The following is a 17561-nucleotide window of genomic DNA, read 5'->3' on the forward strand; positions in this document are numbered from 1 at the left end:
ACAGCTAATCTTGCCGCCAGCTTAGGCCACATCCGTGGCAATAACGAGGATAAGAAATGGCGACGACCACCCTTGGGGTCAAACTCGACGACCCGACCCGTGAGCGACTCAAAGCAGCTGCGCAGTCCATCGACCGCACGCCGCACTGGTTGATCAAGCAAGCGATCTTCAACTATCTGGAGAAGCTCGAGGGTGGCGCCACCCTGAACGAACTCAACGGCCATGCCGCCAGCCTCGGCGACGATGCCGGCGACGTCCAGCCCGACCACAGCCACCAGTGCTTCCTCGAATTCGCTGAAAGCATCCTGCCGCAATCGGTCCTGCGCTCGGCCATCACTGCCGCCTACCGTCGCCCGGAACCTGAAGTTGTGCCGATGCTGCTGGAGCAGGCGCGTCTCTCCACCGAGCAGGCCGAGGCCACCAACAAGCTGGCGGCCGGCATCGCCGAGAAACTGCGCAACCAGAAGAGCGCCAGCGGCCGCGCCGGCATCGTCCAGGGCCTGCTGCAAGAATTCTCCCTGTCGTCCCAGGAAGGCGTGGCGCTGATGTGCCTGGCCGAGGCGCTATTGCGCATCCCGGACAAAGGCACCCGTGACGCCCTGATCCGTGACAAGATCAGCACCGGCAACTGGCAGCCGCACCTGGGCAACAGTCCGTCGCTGTTCGTCAATGCCGCCACCTGGGGCCTGCTGCTGACCGGCAAGCTGGTCTCCACCCACAACGAATCCGGCCTGACCTCCTCGCTCACCCGCATCATCGGCAAGAGCGGCGAACCGATGATCCGCAAGGGCGTCGACATGGCCATGCGCCTGATGGGCGAACAGTTCGTCACCGGCGAGACCATCGCCGAGGCCCTGGCCAACGCCAGCAAGTTCGAAGCCAAGGGCTTCCGTTACTCCTACGACATGCTCGGCGAGGCCGCCCTGACCGAGCACGACGCCCAGAAGTACCTGGCCTCCTATGAGCAGGCGATTCACTCGATCGGCAAAGCCTCCCACGGCCGTGGCATCTATGAAGGCCCGGGCATCTCCATCAAGCTCTCCGCCCTGCACCCGCGCTACAGCCGCGCCCAGTACGAGCGCGTGATGGAGGAGCTGTACCCGCGCCTGCTGTCGTTGACTCAACTGGCCAAGCAGTACGACATCGGCCTGAACATCGACGCCGAGGAAGCCGACCGCCTGGAGCTGTCCCTGGACCTGCTCGAGCGCCTGTGCTTCGAGCCATCGCTGGCTGGCTGGAACGGCATCGGCTTCGTCATCCAGGCCTACCAGAAGCGCTGCCCGTACGTGATCGACTACGTCATCGACCTGGCCAAGCGCAGCCGCCACCGCCTGATGATCCGTCTGGTCAAGGGCGCCTACTGGGATAGCGAGATCAAGCGCGCCCAGGTCGAGGGCCTGGAAGGCTACCCGGTCTACACCCGCAAGGTGTACACCGACGTCTCCTACATCGCCTGCGCTCGCAAGCTGCTGTCGGTACCGGAAGCCATCTATCCACAATTCGCCACCCACAACGCCCACACCCTGTCGGCCATTTACCACATTGCCGGCCAGAACTACTACCCAGGCCAGTACGAGTTCCAGTGCCTGCACGGCATGGGCGAACCGCTGTACGAGCAGGTGGTGGGCAAGGTCTCCGAAGGCAAGCTGAATCGTCCATGCCGCGTGTACGCCCCGGTCGGCACCCACGAAACCCTGCTGGCCTACCTGGTCCGTCGTCTGCTGGAAAACGGTGCGAACACCTCGTTCGTCAACCGCATCGCCGACCACTCGATCTCGATCCAGGAACTGGTCGCCGATCCGGTCGCCAGCATCGAGCGCATGGGCACCCAGGAGGGCAGCATCGGCCTGCCGCATCCGCGCATTCCTATGCCGCGTGAACTGTATGGCAGCGAGCGGGCCAACTCGGCCGGCATCGACATGGCCAACGAACACCGCCTGGCGTCGCTGTCCTGCGCACTGCTGGCCACTGCCCACAATGACTGGAAAGCGGCCCCGCTGCTGGCCTGCGCCGCCAGCGAGCAACCTGCCGTGCAAGTGCTCAACCCGGCCGACCACCGCGATGTCGTCGGTCACGTGCAGGAAGCCACTGTCGAGGACGTCGACAATGCCATCCAGTGCGCACTCAACGCCGCTCCGATCTGGCAGGCCACGCCGCCAGCCGAACGCGCCGCGATCCTCGAACGCGCCGCCGACCTGATGGAAGCCGATATCCAGCCGCTGATGGGCCTGCTGGTGCGCGAAGCCGGCAAGACCTACGCCAACGCCATCGCCGAAGTGCGCGAAGCGGTGGACTTCCTGCGCTACTACGCGGTGCAGGCACGCAACGATTTCAGCAATGACAGCTGCCGCCCGCTTGGGCCGGTGGTGTGCATCAGTCCGTGGAACTTCCCGCTGGCGATCTTCTCCGGCCAGGTCGCCGCGGCCCTGGCCGCCGGCAACCCGGTCCTGGCCAAGCCTGCCGAACAGACCCCGCTGGTCGCCGCCCAGGCTGTGCGCCTGCTGCTGGAAGCCGGTATCCCTGAAGGCGTGCTGCAACTGCTGCCAGGCCGCGGCGAAACCGTCGGTGCCGGCCTGGTCGGTGACGAGCGCGTCAAAGGCGTGATGTTCACCGGTTCCACCGAAGTCGCTCGCCTGCTGCAACGCAACATTGCTGGCCGTCTGGATAACCAAGGCCGTCCGATTCCGCTGATCGCCGAGACCGGCGGCCAGAACGCCATGATCGTCGACTCCTCGGCCCTGACCGAGCAGGTGGTCATTGACGTGGTGTCCTCCGCGTTCGACAGCGCCGGCCAGCGCTGCTCGGCACTGCGTGTGCTGTGCCTGCAGGAAGACTCCGCCGACCGCGTGATCGAGATGCTCAAGGGCGCCATGGCCGAAAGCCGCCTGGGCAACCCGGAACGTCTGTCCGTGGACATCGGCCCGGTCATCGACGCCGAAGCCAAGGCAGGCATCGAGAAGCACATCCAGGGCATGCGCGACAAAGGTCGTACGGTCTACCAGGTCGCCATCGCCGAAGGTGAAGAGATCAAGCGCGGCACCTTCGTGATGCCGACCTTGATCGAGCTCGAAAGCTTCGACGAACTCAAGCGTGAGATCTTCGGACCGGTCCTGCACGTGGTGCGCTACAACCGCAAGGACCTCGACCAGTTGATCGAGCAGATCAACGCCTCCGGCTACGGCCTGACCCTGGGCGTGCACACCCGCATCGACGAAACCATCGCCAAGGTGGTGGACAACGTCAATGCCGGCAACATGTACGTCAACCGCAACATCGTCGGCGCCGTGGTCGGCGTCCAGCCGTTCGGTGGCGAAGGCCTGTCCGGCACTGGCCCGAAAGCCGGCGGTCCGCTCTACCTGTACCGCCTGCTGTCGACCCGCCCGGCCGACGCCATCGCCCGCCACTTCCAGCGTGTCGACGGCGAAGGCAAGGTCGATACTGTCCTGCGCGACCAACTGATCAAGCCGCTGCACACCCTCAAGACCTGGGCTGCCAGCAGCCAGCTGGGTGAGCTGGCCAGCCTGTGCGACCAGTTCGCCGCCCAGTCCCAGAGCGGTATCAGCCGCGTGCTGCCCGGCCCGACCGGCGAGCGCAACACCTATACCGTGTTGCCACGTGAGCACGTGCTCTGCCTGGCCGACAACGATGCCGACCTGCTGGCCCAACTGGCTGCCGTACTGGCCGTGGGCAGCTCGGCGGTATGGGCCGACGCAGAGCCCGGCAAGAGCCTGCGTGCCCGCCTGCCGAAGGAGCTGCAGGCCAAGGTCAAGCTGGTGGCCGACTGGCAGAAGGACGACGTCGCCTTCGATGCCGTCATCCACCACGGCGACTCTGACCAGCTGCGCGGCGTGTGCGAGCAAGTGGCCAAGCGCGCCGGCGCCATCGTCGGCGTCCATGGCCTCTCCAGCGGCGACCACCAGATCGCTCTGGAGCGTCTGGTAATCGAGCGCGCCGTGAGCGTCAACACCGCAGCAGCAGGTGGCAACGCCAGCCTCATGACCATCGGCTGATCCAACGCGGTAAACGAAAAAGGAGAGCTTCGGCTCTCCTTTTTTATGTTTACAACGCCAGATTCCCGCTCACCCATCAGGTGGACACCTGGTTTCTACCGAAGAACCAGAGGGTCCAGATTTTGAACAGCTCACACGCCAGCACGATCAAAAAGAACATCAGCGGATGTGCTGACGCTTGATAGCCCTCGTACAGATAGAAGACCGAAACAGAGGGAATGAAAAAGAGCAGCCTGAGCGGTAGTTGCAACCCCACCAGCCATTTCACGGCATTGCGCTGGGTGAAAAACAGCGCACAACTGATGCCCACTGACACCAGCAGGCCCAAGCGCAAGGCAAAAAGCACCGCGGTCGCCGTACCTTCGTCGCTGGCGACCACAGCAATCCGCAGCGCGTCGGAAACGAATGGAATCCTGTCGCTGGCGATCGCTTTGAATATGTAGTCGATTAACAACAGGGCATCGAACATGCCCCAGCACCACCAGCTGATCCGTCTGCTGTTCACAACAAAATTCACCTTTTGACGATTCAGGCCGCACGTTATTTCTTCCACCGACCAAGGGCGAGGCTGCCATAATGACCTCGCACCGCTCAAGTCAGGCAACATAGCCTGCCTGGGCCTGCAAGAGGGGGTGGTTCTAGGGGGAGCCACCGCGCACCGGAGGTTCCCGCATGTTCGATTCCAGTGCCTTGCTACGCCAGCGCTTTGCTGCGCTGCGCAGTTCGGCCGAGGTGTTTTCCCTGCGCCATGTGAAGCAGTCGCACCAGAGTCTGTCGGTGCGTCGCAATGTGGCCGAGCCACCATTCTTCAGCCAGGACGAAGGCGCCATGCTCACCGTGCGCGTCAAGGGCGTGGAAGCCTACGCTGCCACCGCCGACGTGTCCCAAGCCGGTCTGCAACGCGCCCTCGAACAGGCCGAGGCGCTGGCTCGCACGATCGCCGCCTACAGTCTGCTGGACCTGAGCGGGCAACCGGTGGCCAGCGAGCGCCATGACCATGTTTCGCCCCACTTCGAACATCCCCTGCCTAGCCTTGCCGAGTGCCTCGAGCTGCTCACCGCCGAGTCGGCCAGCGTGCCCAAGGACAGCCGCCTGGTTGATTGGCAGGCGAGCCTGGGCATCAGCCTTGTCGAGCAGACCTACCTCAATTCTGCAGGCGCCGAGCTGCGCCATGCCCAACGTTTCCTGTTCCCGGGCCTGGGCGTGACCACAAGCGATGGCCAGGACAGCCAGAGCCGCAGCCTAGGCAGGGAGAACTTCGGCCAGCAAGGCGGCTTCGAGGTGATCGAGCGCTGTGGCCTGGTCGGTGCGGCCAGGCGCATCGCCGACGAGGCCCTGCAATTGCTGCTCGCGCCCAATACCCCCAGCGGCCCGCGCGACCTACTGCTGATGCCAGACCAGATGATGCTGCAGATCCACGAGTCCATCGGCCACCCGCTGGAGATGGACCGTATCCTGGGCGACGAACGAAACTACGCCGGCACCAGCTTCGTCAAGGCAAGCGACTTTGGTCACCTGCAATACGGCTCGAAGCTGCTCAACGTGACCTTCGACCCGACTATCGCCGAAGAGCTGGCCAGCTACAGCTTCGACGACGACGGCACTGCGGCGAGCAAGCAGTTCCTGATCCGCGACGGCCTGCTGCTGCGCCCGCTGGGCGGCGCCTTGTCGCAGTACCGCTCGGGACTGGATGGCGTGGCCAACAGCCGGGCCTGTGGCTGGAATCGCGCGCCGATCGATCGCATGGCCAACCTCAACATCGAGCCGGGCGACCAGTCGTTGGCGCAGCTGATCGGTGGTATCGAGCATGGCATCCTCATGCGCACCAATCGCTCCTGGTCCATCGACGACGCACGCAACAAGTTCCAGTTCGGCTGCGAATGGGGCCAACTGATCGAAAACGGCGAACTCAAAGGCGTAGTGAAGAACCCCAACTACCGCGGCATCTCCGCGCAGTTCTGGGGCAATCTCGCCGCCGTCGGCGATCGCAGCACGTTCCAGATACTGGGCACGCCAAACTGCGGCAAGGGCGAACCCAACCAGGTGGTACGGGTTGGCCATGCCTCGCCGGCATGCGTGTTCCGCCAGATCGACGTATTCGGAGGAGACGCTTGATGAGCGCCACGCCCCAGCAACGCTTCGAGGACCTGACAGGCGCCCTGCGCGACGCACTCCAGGCTGGCGAGCAGTTCACCCTCGGCTACAGTGCCGAGCATTCACAGTTCATCCGCTTCAACCATGCCCGCGTGCGCCAGGCCGGCGAAGTCGCCCAGGCCAGCGCGCACTTGCGCCTGATCCGCGACGGGCGCCAGGCCGAGCAGCACTTCACGCTGGGCGACGATCCACAGCTGGACCGCCAGCGCCTGCGCGACGCGCTGGCCCAGCTGCGTCAGATCCTGCCGCTGCTGCCTGTCGACCCTTACCTGCGTCTTGATGAAAGCGCCTGGCACAGCCACAACCTGCAGGCAGCGGCGCTGCCGGACTGCGCCGATGTTCTTGGACTGATCGAGCGTGAAGCCGGCGATCTGGACCTGGTCGGTATCTATGCCGCAGGCCCCATCTGCCGGGGGTTCGCCAGCTCCTTCGGGGCCTTTGGCTGGCATCAGGCCAACAGTTTCAACTTCGACTGGAGCCTGTTCCACGCCAATGGCCAGGCGGTCAAGGCCAATTATGCAGGTCAGGTCTGGGACAGTGCGGCCCTGGTGGCGCGCCTGCGCCAGGCCCGCGAGCAACTGGATTTCCTTGGCCGCCCGGCAATCATCCTCAAGCCTGGCAGCTACCGCGCCTACCTGGCCCCGGCGGCGATGGACGAGATTGCCGGCATGCTCTGCTGGGGTGGTTTTTCCGCGCAGGCTCTGGCCACAGGCAACAGCGCGCTGCAGCGCCTGTACACCGGCGATGCCAGCCTCAGTCCGCAGGTCGGTTTCGATGAACAGGTCAGCGGCTCGCTCAGCCCGCCCTTCTCCGACGAAGGCTCGCCGCGCCAGGACGTGCGCCTGATCCACGAAGGCCGCGCACACGCGCGCTTGGTCAGCGCGCGCAGCGCTGCGGAGTTCGACCTGCAGGCCAACGGCGCCGACAGCTTCGAGTCGCCCTGTGCACTGAGCCTGGCTCCGGGGCATCTGCCTTCGGCGCAGGTCCTCGAGCGACTCGGCACGGGCCTGTATATCAGCAATCTCTGGTACCTGAACTACTCGGACCTGCCCGCCGCCCGCATGACCGGCCTGACCCGTTTCGCCACCTTCTGGGTGCAGGACGGTTGCATCCAGGGGCCGGTCGGCACCATGCGCTTCGATGACAGCCTGTACAACCTGCTGGGCAGTCAATTGGAAGACCTGACGCGTGAGCGAGAGCTGATCCTGTCGACCAGTACCTACGGCCAGCGCAGCACCGGGTCGAGTCATTTGCCGGGGGCGCTGGTCAAAGCCCTGACCCTCACCCTGTAATGGGTCTGTGCTGGCTGCTTCACAGGGCTCCTACAGGACGATAACCCTGTGGAGGCGGGCCAGCACGATCAAGCAGCAAAGCCGAGGTATTCATGCCCGAACGCGCCCCGCTGGACCCCGTCACCGCCCGCTGGATCCCCTGGGTGGTGGCCATCGCCTTCTTCATGCAGTCCCTGGACGGCACCATCCTCAACACCGCCCTACCGGCCATGGCCCGCTCCCTGGCCGAAGACCCGCTGCGCATGCAGGGTGTGATCATCGCCTACATGCTCACAGTGGCCCTGTTGATTCCCGCTTCAGGCTGGATCGCCGACCGCTTCGGCACCAAGCGCATTTTCTTCAGCGCCATCCTGCTCTTCAGCCTGGGCTCGCTGCTCTGCGCCATGGCCAACAGCCTCACGTTCCTGATCCTGGCCCGGGTCATCCAGGGCCTGGGCGGTGCGCTGATGCTGCCAGTCGGGCGGCTGGTGGTGCTGCGCGCCTACCCGCGTTCGGAGCTGGTGCGGATCATGAGCTTCATCACCATCCCCGGCCTGCTTGGCCCGCTGCTGGGACCGACCCTGGGCGGCTGGCTGGTGGAGATCCTCACCTGGCACTGGATCTTTTTGCTCAATCTGCCCGTCGGTGCACTGGGCTGCTATGCGGTATGGAAGTTCATCCCTGATCTGCGCGGCGCCGAGCGCACTACCTTCGACGGCCCGGGGTTCATCCTGTTCGGCGCCGCGATGGTACTGATCACCATTGCCATGGAAGGCTTGGGTGAGCTGCACCTGCCGCACTTGCGGGTGATGTTGCTGCTGTTCGCCGGCATGGCCTGCCTGGCCGCCTATTGGCTGCGCGCCGGGCGCGATCCGCAGCCGCTGTTCTCGCCGGGCCTGTTCCGGGTGCGCACCTTCGCCATCGGCATCCTCGGCAACCTCTTCGCCCGCCTGGGCAGCGGCGCTCTGCCGTTTCTGGTGCCGTTGCTACTGCAGGTGGCGCTGGGCTATTCGCCCGCCGAGGCCGGCATGAGCATGATCCCTCTGGCCGCCGCGGCGATGCTCGCCAAGTCCATCGCACGGCCGCTGATCGAACGCTTCGGCTATCGCATCATCCTCACCGGCAATACCCTGTTGCTTGGCCTGCTGCTGGCCAGTCTGGGACTGGTGGACGCAGACACGCCGTATGCCCTGCTGCTGGCGCAACTGGCCCTGCTCGGCGCCGTGAACTCCATGCAGTTCACCGCCATGAACACCGTGACCCTGATCGACCTGGACGACGCCAGCGCCAGCAGCGGCAACAGCCTGTTGTCGGTGGTCGCGCAGCTGTCCTTGAGCCTGGGGGTGGCCTGTGCCGGCGCCTTGCTTGGCGGCTTTACCGCCGCTGGCAGCGCAGAGGGGGTGGAAAGCACCCTGGGCGCCTTCCAGCTGACCTTCTTGACCATCGGCTTGATGGCCATGCTGGCCGCAGCGATCTTCCTGCAGTTGTCGCCGACAGACGGAAGGCGTGCCCGTCGTCAGGAAGCGCACATGGAGTCGTAGGGCGAATGGCCACGAGGCTGGTAGACTGTGCGGCATTTTTCGCTTCGCAACGCAGGCCCGCCTCGTGACCACCGACTCCACCGCCTTTGCCACTCTGCCGCTGTCCGCCGCCATGCTGGCCAACCTGGACGCCCTCGGCTACGCCTCGATGACGCCGATCCAGGCCCAGAGCCTGCCGGTCATCCTCAAGGGCCAGGACCTGATCGCCCAGGCCAAGACCGGCAGCGGCAAGACCGCCGCCTTCGGCATCGGCCTGCTCAACCCGATCAATCCGCGCTACTTCGGCTGCCAGGCCCTGGTACTGTGCCCGACCCGCGAGCTGGCCGACCAGGTGGCCAAGGAGCTGCGTCGCCTGGCCCGTGCCGAAGACAACATCAAGATCCTCACCCTGTGCGGCGGCGTTTCGCTGGGCCCGCAGATCGCCTCCCTGGAGCATGGCGCACACATCATCGTCGGCACCCCAGGGCGCATCCAGCAGCACCTGGACAAGGGCACTTTGGTGCTCGATGGGCTCAATACCCTGGTGCTGGATGAAGCCGACCGCATGCTCGACATGGGTTTCTTCGACGCCATCGCCAGCATCATCGGCAAGACCCCTTCGCGCCGCCAGACGCTGCTGTTCTCGGCCACCTACCCGGCCGGCATCGAGCAGTTGGCCGCCGAGTTCATGCGCAAGCCACAGCAGGTCAAGGTCGAAAGCCTGCACGCCGACAACCAGATCGAACAGCACTTCATCGAGATCGACCCGCAGCAACGCCTGGAAGCCGTCACCCGAGTGCTCGGCCACTTCCGCCCGCAGTCGTGCGTGGCGTTCTGCTTCACCAAGCAGCAGTGCGAGGACGTGGTAGCCCACCTCACCGCCAAGGGCATCGTCGCCCAGGCCCTGCATGGCGACCTGGAGCAACGCGACCGCGACCAGGTGCTGACAATGTTCGCCAACCGCAGCAGCTCGGTGCTGGTGGCCACTGACGTGGCGGCCCGTGGCCTGGACATCGACGGTCTGGACATGGTGATCAACGTCGAGCTGGCGCGTGATCCGGAGATTCACGTACACCGCGTCGGCCGCACCGGTCGCGCTGGCGAAAAAGGCATCGCCATCAGCCTGGTCGCGCCTGCCGAGGGCCACCGCGCACAGGCCATCGAGGACCTGCAGAAGCGCCCGCTGCGCTGGGAGCAGCTCGACAACCTCAAACACAAAGGGGGTGAGCCTTTGCTGCCAGCGATGACCACCTTGTGCATCGCCGCAGGCCGCAAGGACAAACTGCGCCCAGGCGATATTCTCGGCGCGCTGACCGGCGACGCAGGCATCCCCGGTAAACAGGTAGGCAAAATCGCCATCTTCGACTTCCAGGCCTTCGTGGCGGTGGAGCGCGCTGTGGCCAAACAAGCCATGCAGCGCCTGAACAGCGGCAAGATCAAGGGTCGGTCCCTGAAAGTCCGCATCATCTAAAGATCTGCACGACTCTGTGGAAGCGGGTTTACCCGCGAAGGCGGCAGTGAGTCCACCATCGCATTGCGGGTAAACCCGCTTCCACGGGGGCCAGTGTGTCATTTCAGAAAAGGTTTACACCGTGCATTCCACCGACGTGATCATCATCGGCGCCGGCGCCGCCGGCCTGATGTGCGCCCAGCTCACCGCCCGCCGAGGACGCCGGGTGCTGGTGCTCGACCACGCCAACAAGCCGGGCAAGAAGATCCTCATGTCCGGGGGCGGTCGCTGCAACTTCACCAACATGTACACCGAGCCCGCCAACTTCCTCTCGCAGAACACGCACTTCTGCAAGTCGGCCCTGGCCCGCTATACCCAGTGGGATTTCATCGAACTGGTGTGCAAGCACGGCGTGCCTTACCACGAGAAGAAACTTGGCCAGCTGTTCTGCGACAACAAGTCCAGCGACATCCTCGACATGTTGCTCGCCGAATGCGACGAGGCCGGGGCCCAGATACGCCTGCAGACCAGCATCGAGCAGATCGAGAAGACCGCCGAAGGCTATTGTCTGCAAACCTCCGCCGGCCCGTTCGCCTGCCAGTCCCTGGTGATCGCCACCGGCGGCCTGTCGATCCCGACCCTGGGCGCTACCGGCTTTGGCTACCAGGTCGCCCGTCAGTTCGGCCATACCCTGCTGCCGACCCGCGCGGGTCTGGTGCCCTTCACCATCACCGAGCCTCAACTCAAGGCCCTGTGCACCGAGCTCTCCGGCACCGCACTGGACTGCGTCGCCAGTTGCAACGGCACCAGTTTCCGGGAAAACCTGTTGTTCACCCACCGCGGCCTGAGTGGCCCGGCGATCCTGCAGATTTCCTCGTTCTGGGAGGCGGGCGATACCGTGGAGATCAACCTGTTGCCCGATCGAGACGCCCTCAGTTGGCTGCAACAGCAGCAGGCCGAACGCCCCAACAGCGAGCTGAAGACGCTGCTGGGCGAGGTTTTCACCCGCAAGCTGGCCAATCTGCTGGCCGAGCAATGGTTCGTGTCCAAGCCGATGAAGCAGTACACCCCGGCCGAACTGGCCCAGGTGGCGGATAAGCTGTCGGCCTGGCAACTGGTGCCGGCCGGTACCGAAGGCTATCGCACCGCGGAGGTGACCCTCGGCGGCGTCGATACCCGCGAGGTGTCTTCAAAGACCATGGAATCCCTGAAGAGTCCTGGGCTGTACTTCATCGGCGAAGTGCTCGATGTCACGGGCCACCTGGGCGGGTTCAATTTCCAGTGGGCATGGGCCTCGGCCAACGCTGCAGCGCAGTTCGTGTAGAGTAGAATCCTTTCAGCAGCACGGAACGCTTCTTGCTGGTCTGTGCTGAGGTGCCGATTTTCTGGGGCTGCTGCGCGGCCCACTATGAATGGCGCCAAGGTATTCATTCGATCACTGCCCAGGGCCATCATGTCATCGAGCTCGTTCCGCCATTCATTGCGTCGTTTGTGGGGCCAAGACAAGTTCAGCTACAGCATCAGGGTAACGATCGCACTCACCGGCAGCCTGGCGCTTTGCTGGTACCAGGACGAAATGGCGCTGTTGATCCCGCTGTTCCTCGGCATTATCGCCAGCGCCCTGGCCGAGACCGACGACGGCTGGCAAGGCCGCCTGAGCGCCCTGGCCGTTACCTTGGTGTGTTTCGCCATCGCCGCCTTGTCGGTGGAGCTGCTGTTCCCCTACCCCTGGATCTTCGCTGGCGCACTGGCCCTGGCAGCCTTCGCCCTGACCATGCTCGGTGCCTTGGGCGAACGCTACGGCGCCATCGCCTCGGCGACGTTGATCCTCTCGGTGTACACCATGATCGGCGTGGACCAGCGCGGCGGGCAGGTCAGCGATTTCTGGCACGAACCGTTGCTGCTGGTGGCCGGTGCGGCGTGGTATGGGCTGCTCTCGGTCCTGTGGCAGGCGCTGTTCTCCAACCAGCCGGTGCAGCAGAGCCTGGCAAAGTTGTTCATGGAGCTTGGCCGCTACCTCAAGCTCAAGGCCAACCTGTTCGAGCCGATCCGCAACCTGGACCTGGAAGCCCGCCGCCTGGAACTGGCCCAGCAAAATGGCAAAGTAGTGGCGGCGCTGAACGCAGCCAAGGAAATCATCCTGCACCGGGTTGGCAACAGCCAGCCGAACGCCAAGGTCAGCCGTTATTTGAAGCTGTACTTTCTGGCTCAGGACATCCATGAGCGGGTCAGTGCCTCGCACTATCCCTACAACGCACTGGCCGAAGCGTTCTTCCACAGCGATGTGATGTTCCGCTGCCAGCGCCTGCTGCGCCAGCAAGGCTCGGCCTGCCAGCAACTGTCCCACTCGATCCGCCTGCGCCAGCCGTTCGTCTACGGCGGCGGGTTCGCCGAAGCGCTGGAAGACCTCAACGCCTCCCTGGAACACTTGCGCCAGCAAAGCAATCCAGCCTGGCGCGGCCTGTTGCGCTCTTTGCGGGCGCTGGCCGGCAACCTGGCGACCCTGGACCGCCTGCTGGGCGCCGCCAGCAACCCCGACAGTCTGGCCGATGCCAGCGACAGCAGCCTGCTCGACCGCTCGCCACGCAACCTCAAGGATGTCTGGAGCCGCCTGCGCACGCAGCTGACGCCCACTTCGCTGTTGTTCCGCCATGCCCTGCGCCTGTCCCTGGCGCTGTCGGTGGGCTACGGCATGGTGCACCTGATCCACCCGACCCAAGGCTACTGGATCATCCTGACTACCCTGTTCGTCTGCCAGCCCAACTATGGTGCGACCCGCCGCAAGCTGGTGCAGCGCGTAGTGGGCACGGCTGTCGGCCTCACGGTGGGCTGGGCGCTGTTCGACCTGTTCCCCAGCCCGGTCATCCAGTCGATGTTCGCGGTGGTCGCCGGGGTGGTGTTCTTCGTCAACCGAACCACCCGCTATACCTTGGCCACGGCGGCGATCACCCTGATGGTACTGTTCTGCTTCAACCAGATCGGCGATGGCTACGGCCTGTTCCTGCCACGCCTGTTCGATACCCTCGTGGGCAGCCTGATTGCCATCCTGGCGGTGTTCCTGTTCCTGCCGGACTGGCAGGGACGGCGCCTGAACAAAGTGCTGGCCAATACGCTGACCTGCGCCAGTGCCTACCTGCGCCAGATCATGCAGCAATATGCCCATGGCAAGCGCGACGACCTGGCCTATCGCCTGGCCCGGCGCAACGCCCACAACGCCGATGCGGCACTGTCGACCACACTGGCCAACATGCTCATGGAGCCTGGGCACTTCCGTAAGGAAGCCGATGTGGGCTTCCGCTTCCTGGTGCTCTCGCACACCCTGCTCAGCTACCTCTCCGGGCTCGGTGCACACCGCGACACGGCGCTGCCGCCGGAGGTTCACGAGCAGTTGATCGATGGCGCCGGCCAGAGCCTGGCCAACAGCCTCGATGAGATCGCCAATGGACTGGCCGCCCGCCTGCCCGTGGCCATCCACAGCGATGCCGAGGAAGCCCTGGCCGGCGCCTTGGAACAGATGCCCGAAGAGTTGGACGAACATCAGCGTCTGGTGCAAACCCAACTGGCGCTGATCTGCCGCCAACTCGGGCCGCTGCGTACCCTGGCGGCGCACCTGATCAAGGAAAGCCCAACGGGCTGACGCTCCCAGGCCAACCCGCTCTTGAAGCCAGAGGGCGCTGAGGCGGATCAGAACCCGTGTTGGCGCAACAGACGGGCATAGCTGCCATCGGCCTTCATCGCGGCGATGGCGCGGTCGAAGCGCTCGATGATCTGCTGATGATGGGGGTGCTTGAGGCTGACGAGGATGTGCAGGTTGTTTTCGCCCAACGCGGGCTCTACGAAGGTCACGGCCTCACGCACCTCCTTCGGCTCGCGTTGCAGGCTGTAGCGCGCGACGAATTCGTCCTCCACCGTCAGGTCGACCCTGCCCGCCGCCAGCATGCGCACCGCCGAGGAGAAGTTGCGCACCGCCACCTTGTGCAAACGGGCGTCGGCGTCGAATTCCGGGGAATAGGCGTAATCGCGTACCACGGCAATGGAATAGTCGTAGAGGTCGGCCAGCTGACGGTAGCTCAAAGGCGTATCTTGCGGCCTGAGCAGGCGGATGCGGTTGACCAGGTAGGGTTTGGAAAATGCGCCCAGACGCGTGCGCGAGTCGTTGTACCAGGTGTTGACCAAGATGTCGTAGCGGCCTTCGCCGATACCCATCAAGGCCCTGGCCCAGGGCACCTGCTCGACATTGCTGGTGTAGCCAGCACGGGTCAGTGCCGCGGTGACGATGTTGGTGGCCAGGCCGCCGCCGGGCAAGTCGCTGTCTGTGAACGGCGGCCAACTGTCGGCCACAAGACGCAACTTCTCGGCCGCCACGGCGGGAGTGACCAGCACGATCAACAGTAAACCAAGCGCGCAAAGCAATGGCCGCATGCTCGAGTCCTTTCGCAGGTGGGTGATCCACTCTGATGGTGGCGATCCGCACTACTACAGGATGGGCAGATTACACAAAGCCCTCTCGGACGGCAGCCGACAAATGATATCAAATAGCCTCTATTTTGGCCGAATGCAGTTGAAGCCGTTTTTGGGCAATGTCTGACTCGTCGCCAGCGCCGGGATTTGCGATGATCGACCGCCCCTTCAAAGAGTTCATACCCATGTCCATCGAGTGGATCTGCAAGCACCATACCGACCTTGGCAAGGAGCAACTCTATGCCATCCTGCAGTTGCGCACTGAAGTCTTCGTGGTGGAGCAGCAATGCGCCTACCAGGAGGTCGACGGCCAGGACCTTTGCGCAGATACGCTGCACTTGATGGGTTGGGAACAAGACCGCTTGGTGGCCTACCTGCGCCTGCTCGACCCCCAATCCCAAGGCGGCGACGTGGTCATTGGCCGGGTGGTAACCGCCCCCGCCGCGCGCGGTGGCGGCCTGGGCCATCAGCTGTTGCTCAAGGGGCTGGAGTGCGCCGAGCACTGCTGGCCTGGGACACCGATCTACCTGTCGGCCCAGGCACATCTGCAGGCCTACTATGCGCGGCATGGATTCGAGGTGGCGGGAGAGCAGTACCTGGAGGATGGCATTGCGCATATCGGTATGCGCAAGGCTTGAGGCGAGAGGGCATCGAGCGGCTGGGGCGCTCAGGTCATGGATACCCCAGCACGTCCCTGATCTTGCGCAGGTGCTGGATGATCCACTGCTTGTCGATGGCACCCCAATCGTGGATGCGGTAGTGCCCGGCGTGATTACGCGCCCCGGCCTGCTGCTCGAATTCACAAACGATATCCAGGTCGGCCAGTGCGGCGATGGTGTCCTGTGCGGTGCGACGAGGCATGCCGGTAGCCTCCATCAGCGCCGGAACACTGGTTGCGGTCTGGCTGTCGATCAACCAGGCCACATAGAGACGCCGGTAGAAACTGCTCTTGGTCTTGCTCACATCCATGCTGCTCGATCCTCAGGTGGTGCCCGGCAGTTCCTGGTAGGTCAGGTAGACGCGCAGGTCGAATTCCAATTGATGATAGTCCGGCTCCATGTGCTGACAGAGCTGGTAGAACGCCTTGTTGTGGTCCCGCTCGCGCAGGTGCGCCAACTCGTGCACCACGATCATGCGTAGAAACTGGGGCGCCGCGTCCTTGAACAGCGAGGCGATGCGGATTTCCTTCTTGGCCTTGAGTTTGCCGCCCTGCACACGGGAGACAGCAGTGTTCAGGCCCAGGGCGCGATGGGTCAGATCCAGGCGGTTGTCGAACAGCACCTTGTCCAGATTCGGCGCACTGCGCAGGTATTGCTGTTTCAAGTCCTGGGCATAGCTGTACAGCGCTTTGTCGCTCTGTACGTCGTGTCGATCCGGGTAGCGCTGGCGCAGGTAATCGCCCAGGCGATCGGAGGCGATCATCTGGCGGACCTGCTCTTGCAGGTGAGGCGGGTAGGCTTGCAGGTAGCGTAATGCGGTCATTGCACGACGTTCAGCGAGAAGAACCGCGAGTGTATCCGATCCGCATCCAATATGAACGAGGGGCCGTTTCGCCAGCGCGAAACGGCCCCTCGTTCATGGCAGGATCAGTTGACCTTGGCGGCCAGCTCACCTTTGGCGTAACGCTGGAACATGCCCTCCAGGGAGATCGGCTTGATCTTGGAGGCGTTGCCGGCGGTACCGAAGGCTTCGTAACGGGCGATGCAGACATCACGCATGGCCTTCACGGTCTCGGCGAAGAACTTGCGTGGGTCGAACTCGCTCGGGTGCTGGGCCATGTAGCGACGGATGGCACCCGTGGAGGCCAGGCGCAGGTCGGTATCGATGTTGACCTTACGCACGCCGTACTTGATGCCTTCGACGATTTCTTCGACCGGCACGCCGTAGGTTTCCTTGATATCACCGCCGTATTCGTTGATGACCTTCAGCCATTCCTGGGGCACCGAGGAAGAACCGTGCATGACCAGGTGGGTGTTGGGAATGCGCTTGTGGATTTCCTTGATCCGGTCGATGGCCAGGATGTCACCGGTTGGCGGCTTGGTGAACTTGTAGGCGCCGTGGCTGGTGCCGATGGCGATGGCCAGGGCGTCGACCTGGGTCTTCTTGACGAAGTCGGCGGCTTCTTCCGGGTCGGTCAGCATCTGGCTGTGATCCAGAGTGCCTTCGGCGCCGATACCATCTTCTTCACCGGCTTGGCCGGTTTCCAGGCTGCCCAGGCAACCCAGTTCGCCTTCGACGGACACGCCGCAGGCGTGGGCGAATGCCACGGTCTGCTGAGTGACGCGAACGTTGTACTCGTAGTCGGACGGGGTCTTGCCGTCTTCCTTGAGCGAGCCGTCCATCATCACCGAGCTGAAGCCCAGCTGGATGGAACGCTGGCAGACGTCAGGGCTGGTGCCGTGATCCTGGTGCATGCACACCGGGATGTGCGGGAACTCTTCGATCGCCGCCAGGATCAGGTGACGCAGGAACGGGGCACCAGCGTACTTGCGGGCGCCGGCCGAGGCCTGGACGATGACCGGGGAGTCGGTGGCATCCGCAGCTTCCATGATGGCGCGCATCTGCTCGAGGTTGTTGACGTTGAAAGCCGGAACGCCGTAGCCGAACTCGGCGGCGTGGTCCAGCATCTGGCGCATGCTAATGAGTGCCATTGTGTATCTCTCTCCCGACAAGCGTCGTTGTTTCGTGCAAGCCT

12 protein-coding genes and 1 pseudogene are annotated in these 17561 nt (G+C 64.0%); 8 read left to right on the forward strand and 5 right to left on the reverse strand.

Translation table 11 applies throughout. From position 1 onward, the window contains the following. The first annotated feature begins 56 nt into the window (after positions 1-56). Positions 57-4010 carry a trifunctional transcriptional regulator/proline dehydrogenase/L-glutamate gamma-semialdehyde dehydrogenase gene (putA, locus tag BLS27_RS03745; RefSeq protein ID WP_090343223.1) on the forward strand — a complete coding sequence of 1318 codons (3954 nt, stop codon included), beginning with the start codon at positions 57-59 and terminating at the stop codon, positions 4008-4010. Positions 4011-4086: 76 nt separating this feature from the next. On the opposite strand, the gene BLS27_RS03750 is transcribed toward putA, so the two are convergent. Continuing rightward, positions 4087-4479: a hypothetical protein gene (locus BLS27_RS03750; RefSeq protein ID WP_090343224.1), complete on the reverse strand. Its 393-nt coding sequence runs from the start codon at positions 4477-4479 to the stop codon at positions 4087-4089. Positions 4480-4682: 203 nt separating this feature from the next. Here BLS27_RS03750 and BLS27_RS03755 point away from each other — a divergent pair, with 203 nt between their 5' ends. The 6 genes and pseudogenes from BLS27_RS03755 (at position 4683) to yccS (ending at position 14042) form a co-directional block, all read left to right on the forward strand. Further along, positions 4683-6125: a TldD/PmbA family protein gene (locus BLS27_RS03755; protein ID WP_090343227.1), complete on the forward strand. Its 1443-nt coding sequence runs from the start codon at positions 4683-4685 to the stop codon at positions 6123-6125. Next, positions 6125-7456, forward strand: coding sequence for a TldD/PmbA family protein (locus tag BLS27_RS03760; protein WP_043207295.1), 1332 nt, complete (start codon positions 6125-6127; stop codon positions 7454-7456). Before BLS27_RS03755 ends, BLS27_RS03760 begins: the two co-directional genes overlap by 1 nt. Positions 7457-7548: 92 nt before the next feature. After that, a complete protein-coding gene (gene mdtD / locus BLS27_RS03765; RefSeq protein WP_043207291.1) occupies positions 7549-8976 on the forward strand; it encodes a multidrug transporter subunit MdtD in 1428 nt (475 codons plus the stop codon). Positions 8977-9088: 112 nt separating this feature from the next. After that, positions 9089-10426, forward strand: coding sequence for an ATP-dependent RNA helicase DbpA (dbpA, locus tag BLS27_RS03770; RefSeq protein ID WP_232092100.1), 1338 nt, complete (start codon positions 9089-9091; stop codon positions 10424-10426). An 88-nt stretch (positions 10427-10514) separates the two neighbouring features. Next, positions 10515-11729 (forward strand): annotated as a pseudogene (locus tag BLS27_RS03775) (BaiN/RdsA family NAD(P)/FAD-dependent oxidoreductase); the annotation flags it as partial. 129 nt (positions 11730-11858) lie between these two features. Beyond that, positions 11859-14042 (forward strand): YccS family putative transporter, encoded by a 2184-nt coding sequence (gene yccS / locus BLS27_RS03780; protein WP_043207349.1) that lies wholly within the window; start codon positions 11859-11861, stop codon positions 14040-14042. Positions 14043-14089: 47 nt separating this feature from the next. On the opposite strand, the gene BLS27_RS03785 is transcribed toward yccS, so the two are convergent. Next, the gene (locus BLS27_RS03785; protein ID WP_090343233.1) at positions 14090-14827 is read right to left on the reverse strand and encodes a substrate-binding periplasmic protein; all 738 of its coding nucleotides are present in this window, start codon (positions 14825-14827) and stop codon (positions 14090-14092) included. A 224-nt stretch (positions 14828-15051) separates the two neighbouring features. On the opposite strand from BLS27_RS03785, the gene BLS27_RS03790 reads away from it, so the two are divergent. Next, on the forward strand, positions 15052-15504 hold the full coding sequence (locus tag BLS27_RS03790; RefSeq protein WP_043207347.1) for a GNAT family N-acetyltransferase: 453 nt from the start codon (positions 15052-15054) through the stop codon (positions 15502-15504). A gap of 34 nt (positions 15505-15538) precedes the next feature. Here the strand turns inward: BLS27_RS03790 and BLS27_RS03795 are convergent, their stop codons facing one another. The 3 genes from BLS27_RS03795 to fba form a co-directional block, all read right to left on the reverse strand. Then, positions 15539-15835 carry a winged helix-turn-helix domain-containing protein gene (locus BLS27_RS03795; RefSeq protein WP_043207283.1) on the reverse strand — a complete coding sequence of 99 codons (297 nt, stop codon included), beginning with the start codon at positions 15833-15835 and terminating at the stop codon, positions 15539-15541. Between the two features lie 12 nt (positions 15836-15847). Continuing rightward, positions 15848-16348: a M48 metallopeptidase family protein gene (locus BLS27_RS03800; protein ID WP_070571097.1), complete on the reverse strand. Its 501-nt coding sequence runs from the start codon at positions 16346-16348 to the stop codon at positions 15848-15850. 104 nt (positions 16349-16452) lie between these two features. Further along, positions 16453-17517, reverse strand: a complete 1065-nt coding sequence (fba, locus tag BLS27_RS03805; RefSeq protein WP_043207275.1) for a class II fructose-bisphosphate aldolase — start codon at positions 17515-17517, stop codon at positions 16453-16455. Between the last annotated feature and the right edge of the window lie 44 nt (positions 17518-17561).

The organism is Pseudomonas guariconensis (genome assembly GCF_900102675.1).
Taxonomy (GTDB): domain Bacteria; phylum Pseudomonadota; class Gammaproteobacteria; order Pseudomonadales; family Pseudomonadaceae; genus Aquipseudomonas; species Aquipseudomonas guariconensis.

Bases quoted from the DNA above. Each gene is read 5' to 3' on its own strand.
- putA (WP_090343223.1), top strand. From the start codon at position 57: ATGGCGACGACCACCCTTGGGGTCAAACTCGACGACCCGACCCGTGAG.
- BLS27_RS03750 (WP_090343224.1), bottom strand. From the start codon at position 4,479: ATGTTCGATGCCCTGTTGTTAATCGACTACATATTCAAAGCGATCGCC.
- BLS27_RS03755 (WP_090343227.1), top strand. From the start codon at position 4,683: ATGTTCGATTCCAGTGCCTTGCTACGCCAGCGCTTTGCTGCGCTGCGC.
- BLS27_RS03760 (WP_043207295.1), top strand. From the start codon at position 6,125: ATGAGCGCCACGCCCCAGCAACGCTTCGAGGACCTGACAGGCGCCCTG.
- mdtD (WP_043207291.1), top strand. From the start codon at position 7,549: ATGCCCGAACGCGCCCCGCTGGACCCCGTCACCGCCCGCTGGATCCCC.
- dbpA (WP_232092100.1), top strand. From the start codon at position 9,089: ATGCTGGCCAACCTGGACGCCCTCGGCTACGCCTCGATGACGCCGATC.
- yccS (WP_043207349.1), top strand. From the start codon at position 11,859: ATGTCATCGAGCTCGTTCCGCCATTCATTGCGTCGTTTGTGGGGCCAA.
- BLS27_RS03785 (WP_090343233.1), bottom strand. From the start codon at position 14,827: ATGCGGCCATTGCTTTGCGCGCTTGGTTTACTGTTGATCGTGCTGGTC.
- BLS27_RS03790 (WP_043207347.1), top strand. From the start codon at position 15,052: ATGTCCATCGAGTGGATCTGCAAGCACCATACCGACCTTGGCAAGGAG.
- BLS27_RS03795 (WP_043207283.1), bottom strand. From the start codon at position 15,835: ATGGATGTGAGCAAGACCAAGAGCAGTTTCTACCGGCGTCTCTATGTG.
- BLS27_RS03800 (WP_070571097.1), bottom strand. From the start codon at position 16,348: ATGACCGCATTACGCTACCTGCAAGCCTACCCGCCTCACCTGCAAGAG.
- fba (WP_043207275.1), bottom strand. From the start codon at position 17,517: ATGGCACTCATTAGCATGCGCCAGATGCTGGACCACGCCGCCGAGTTC.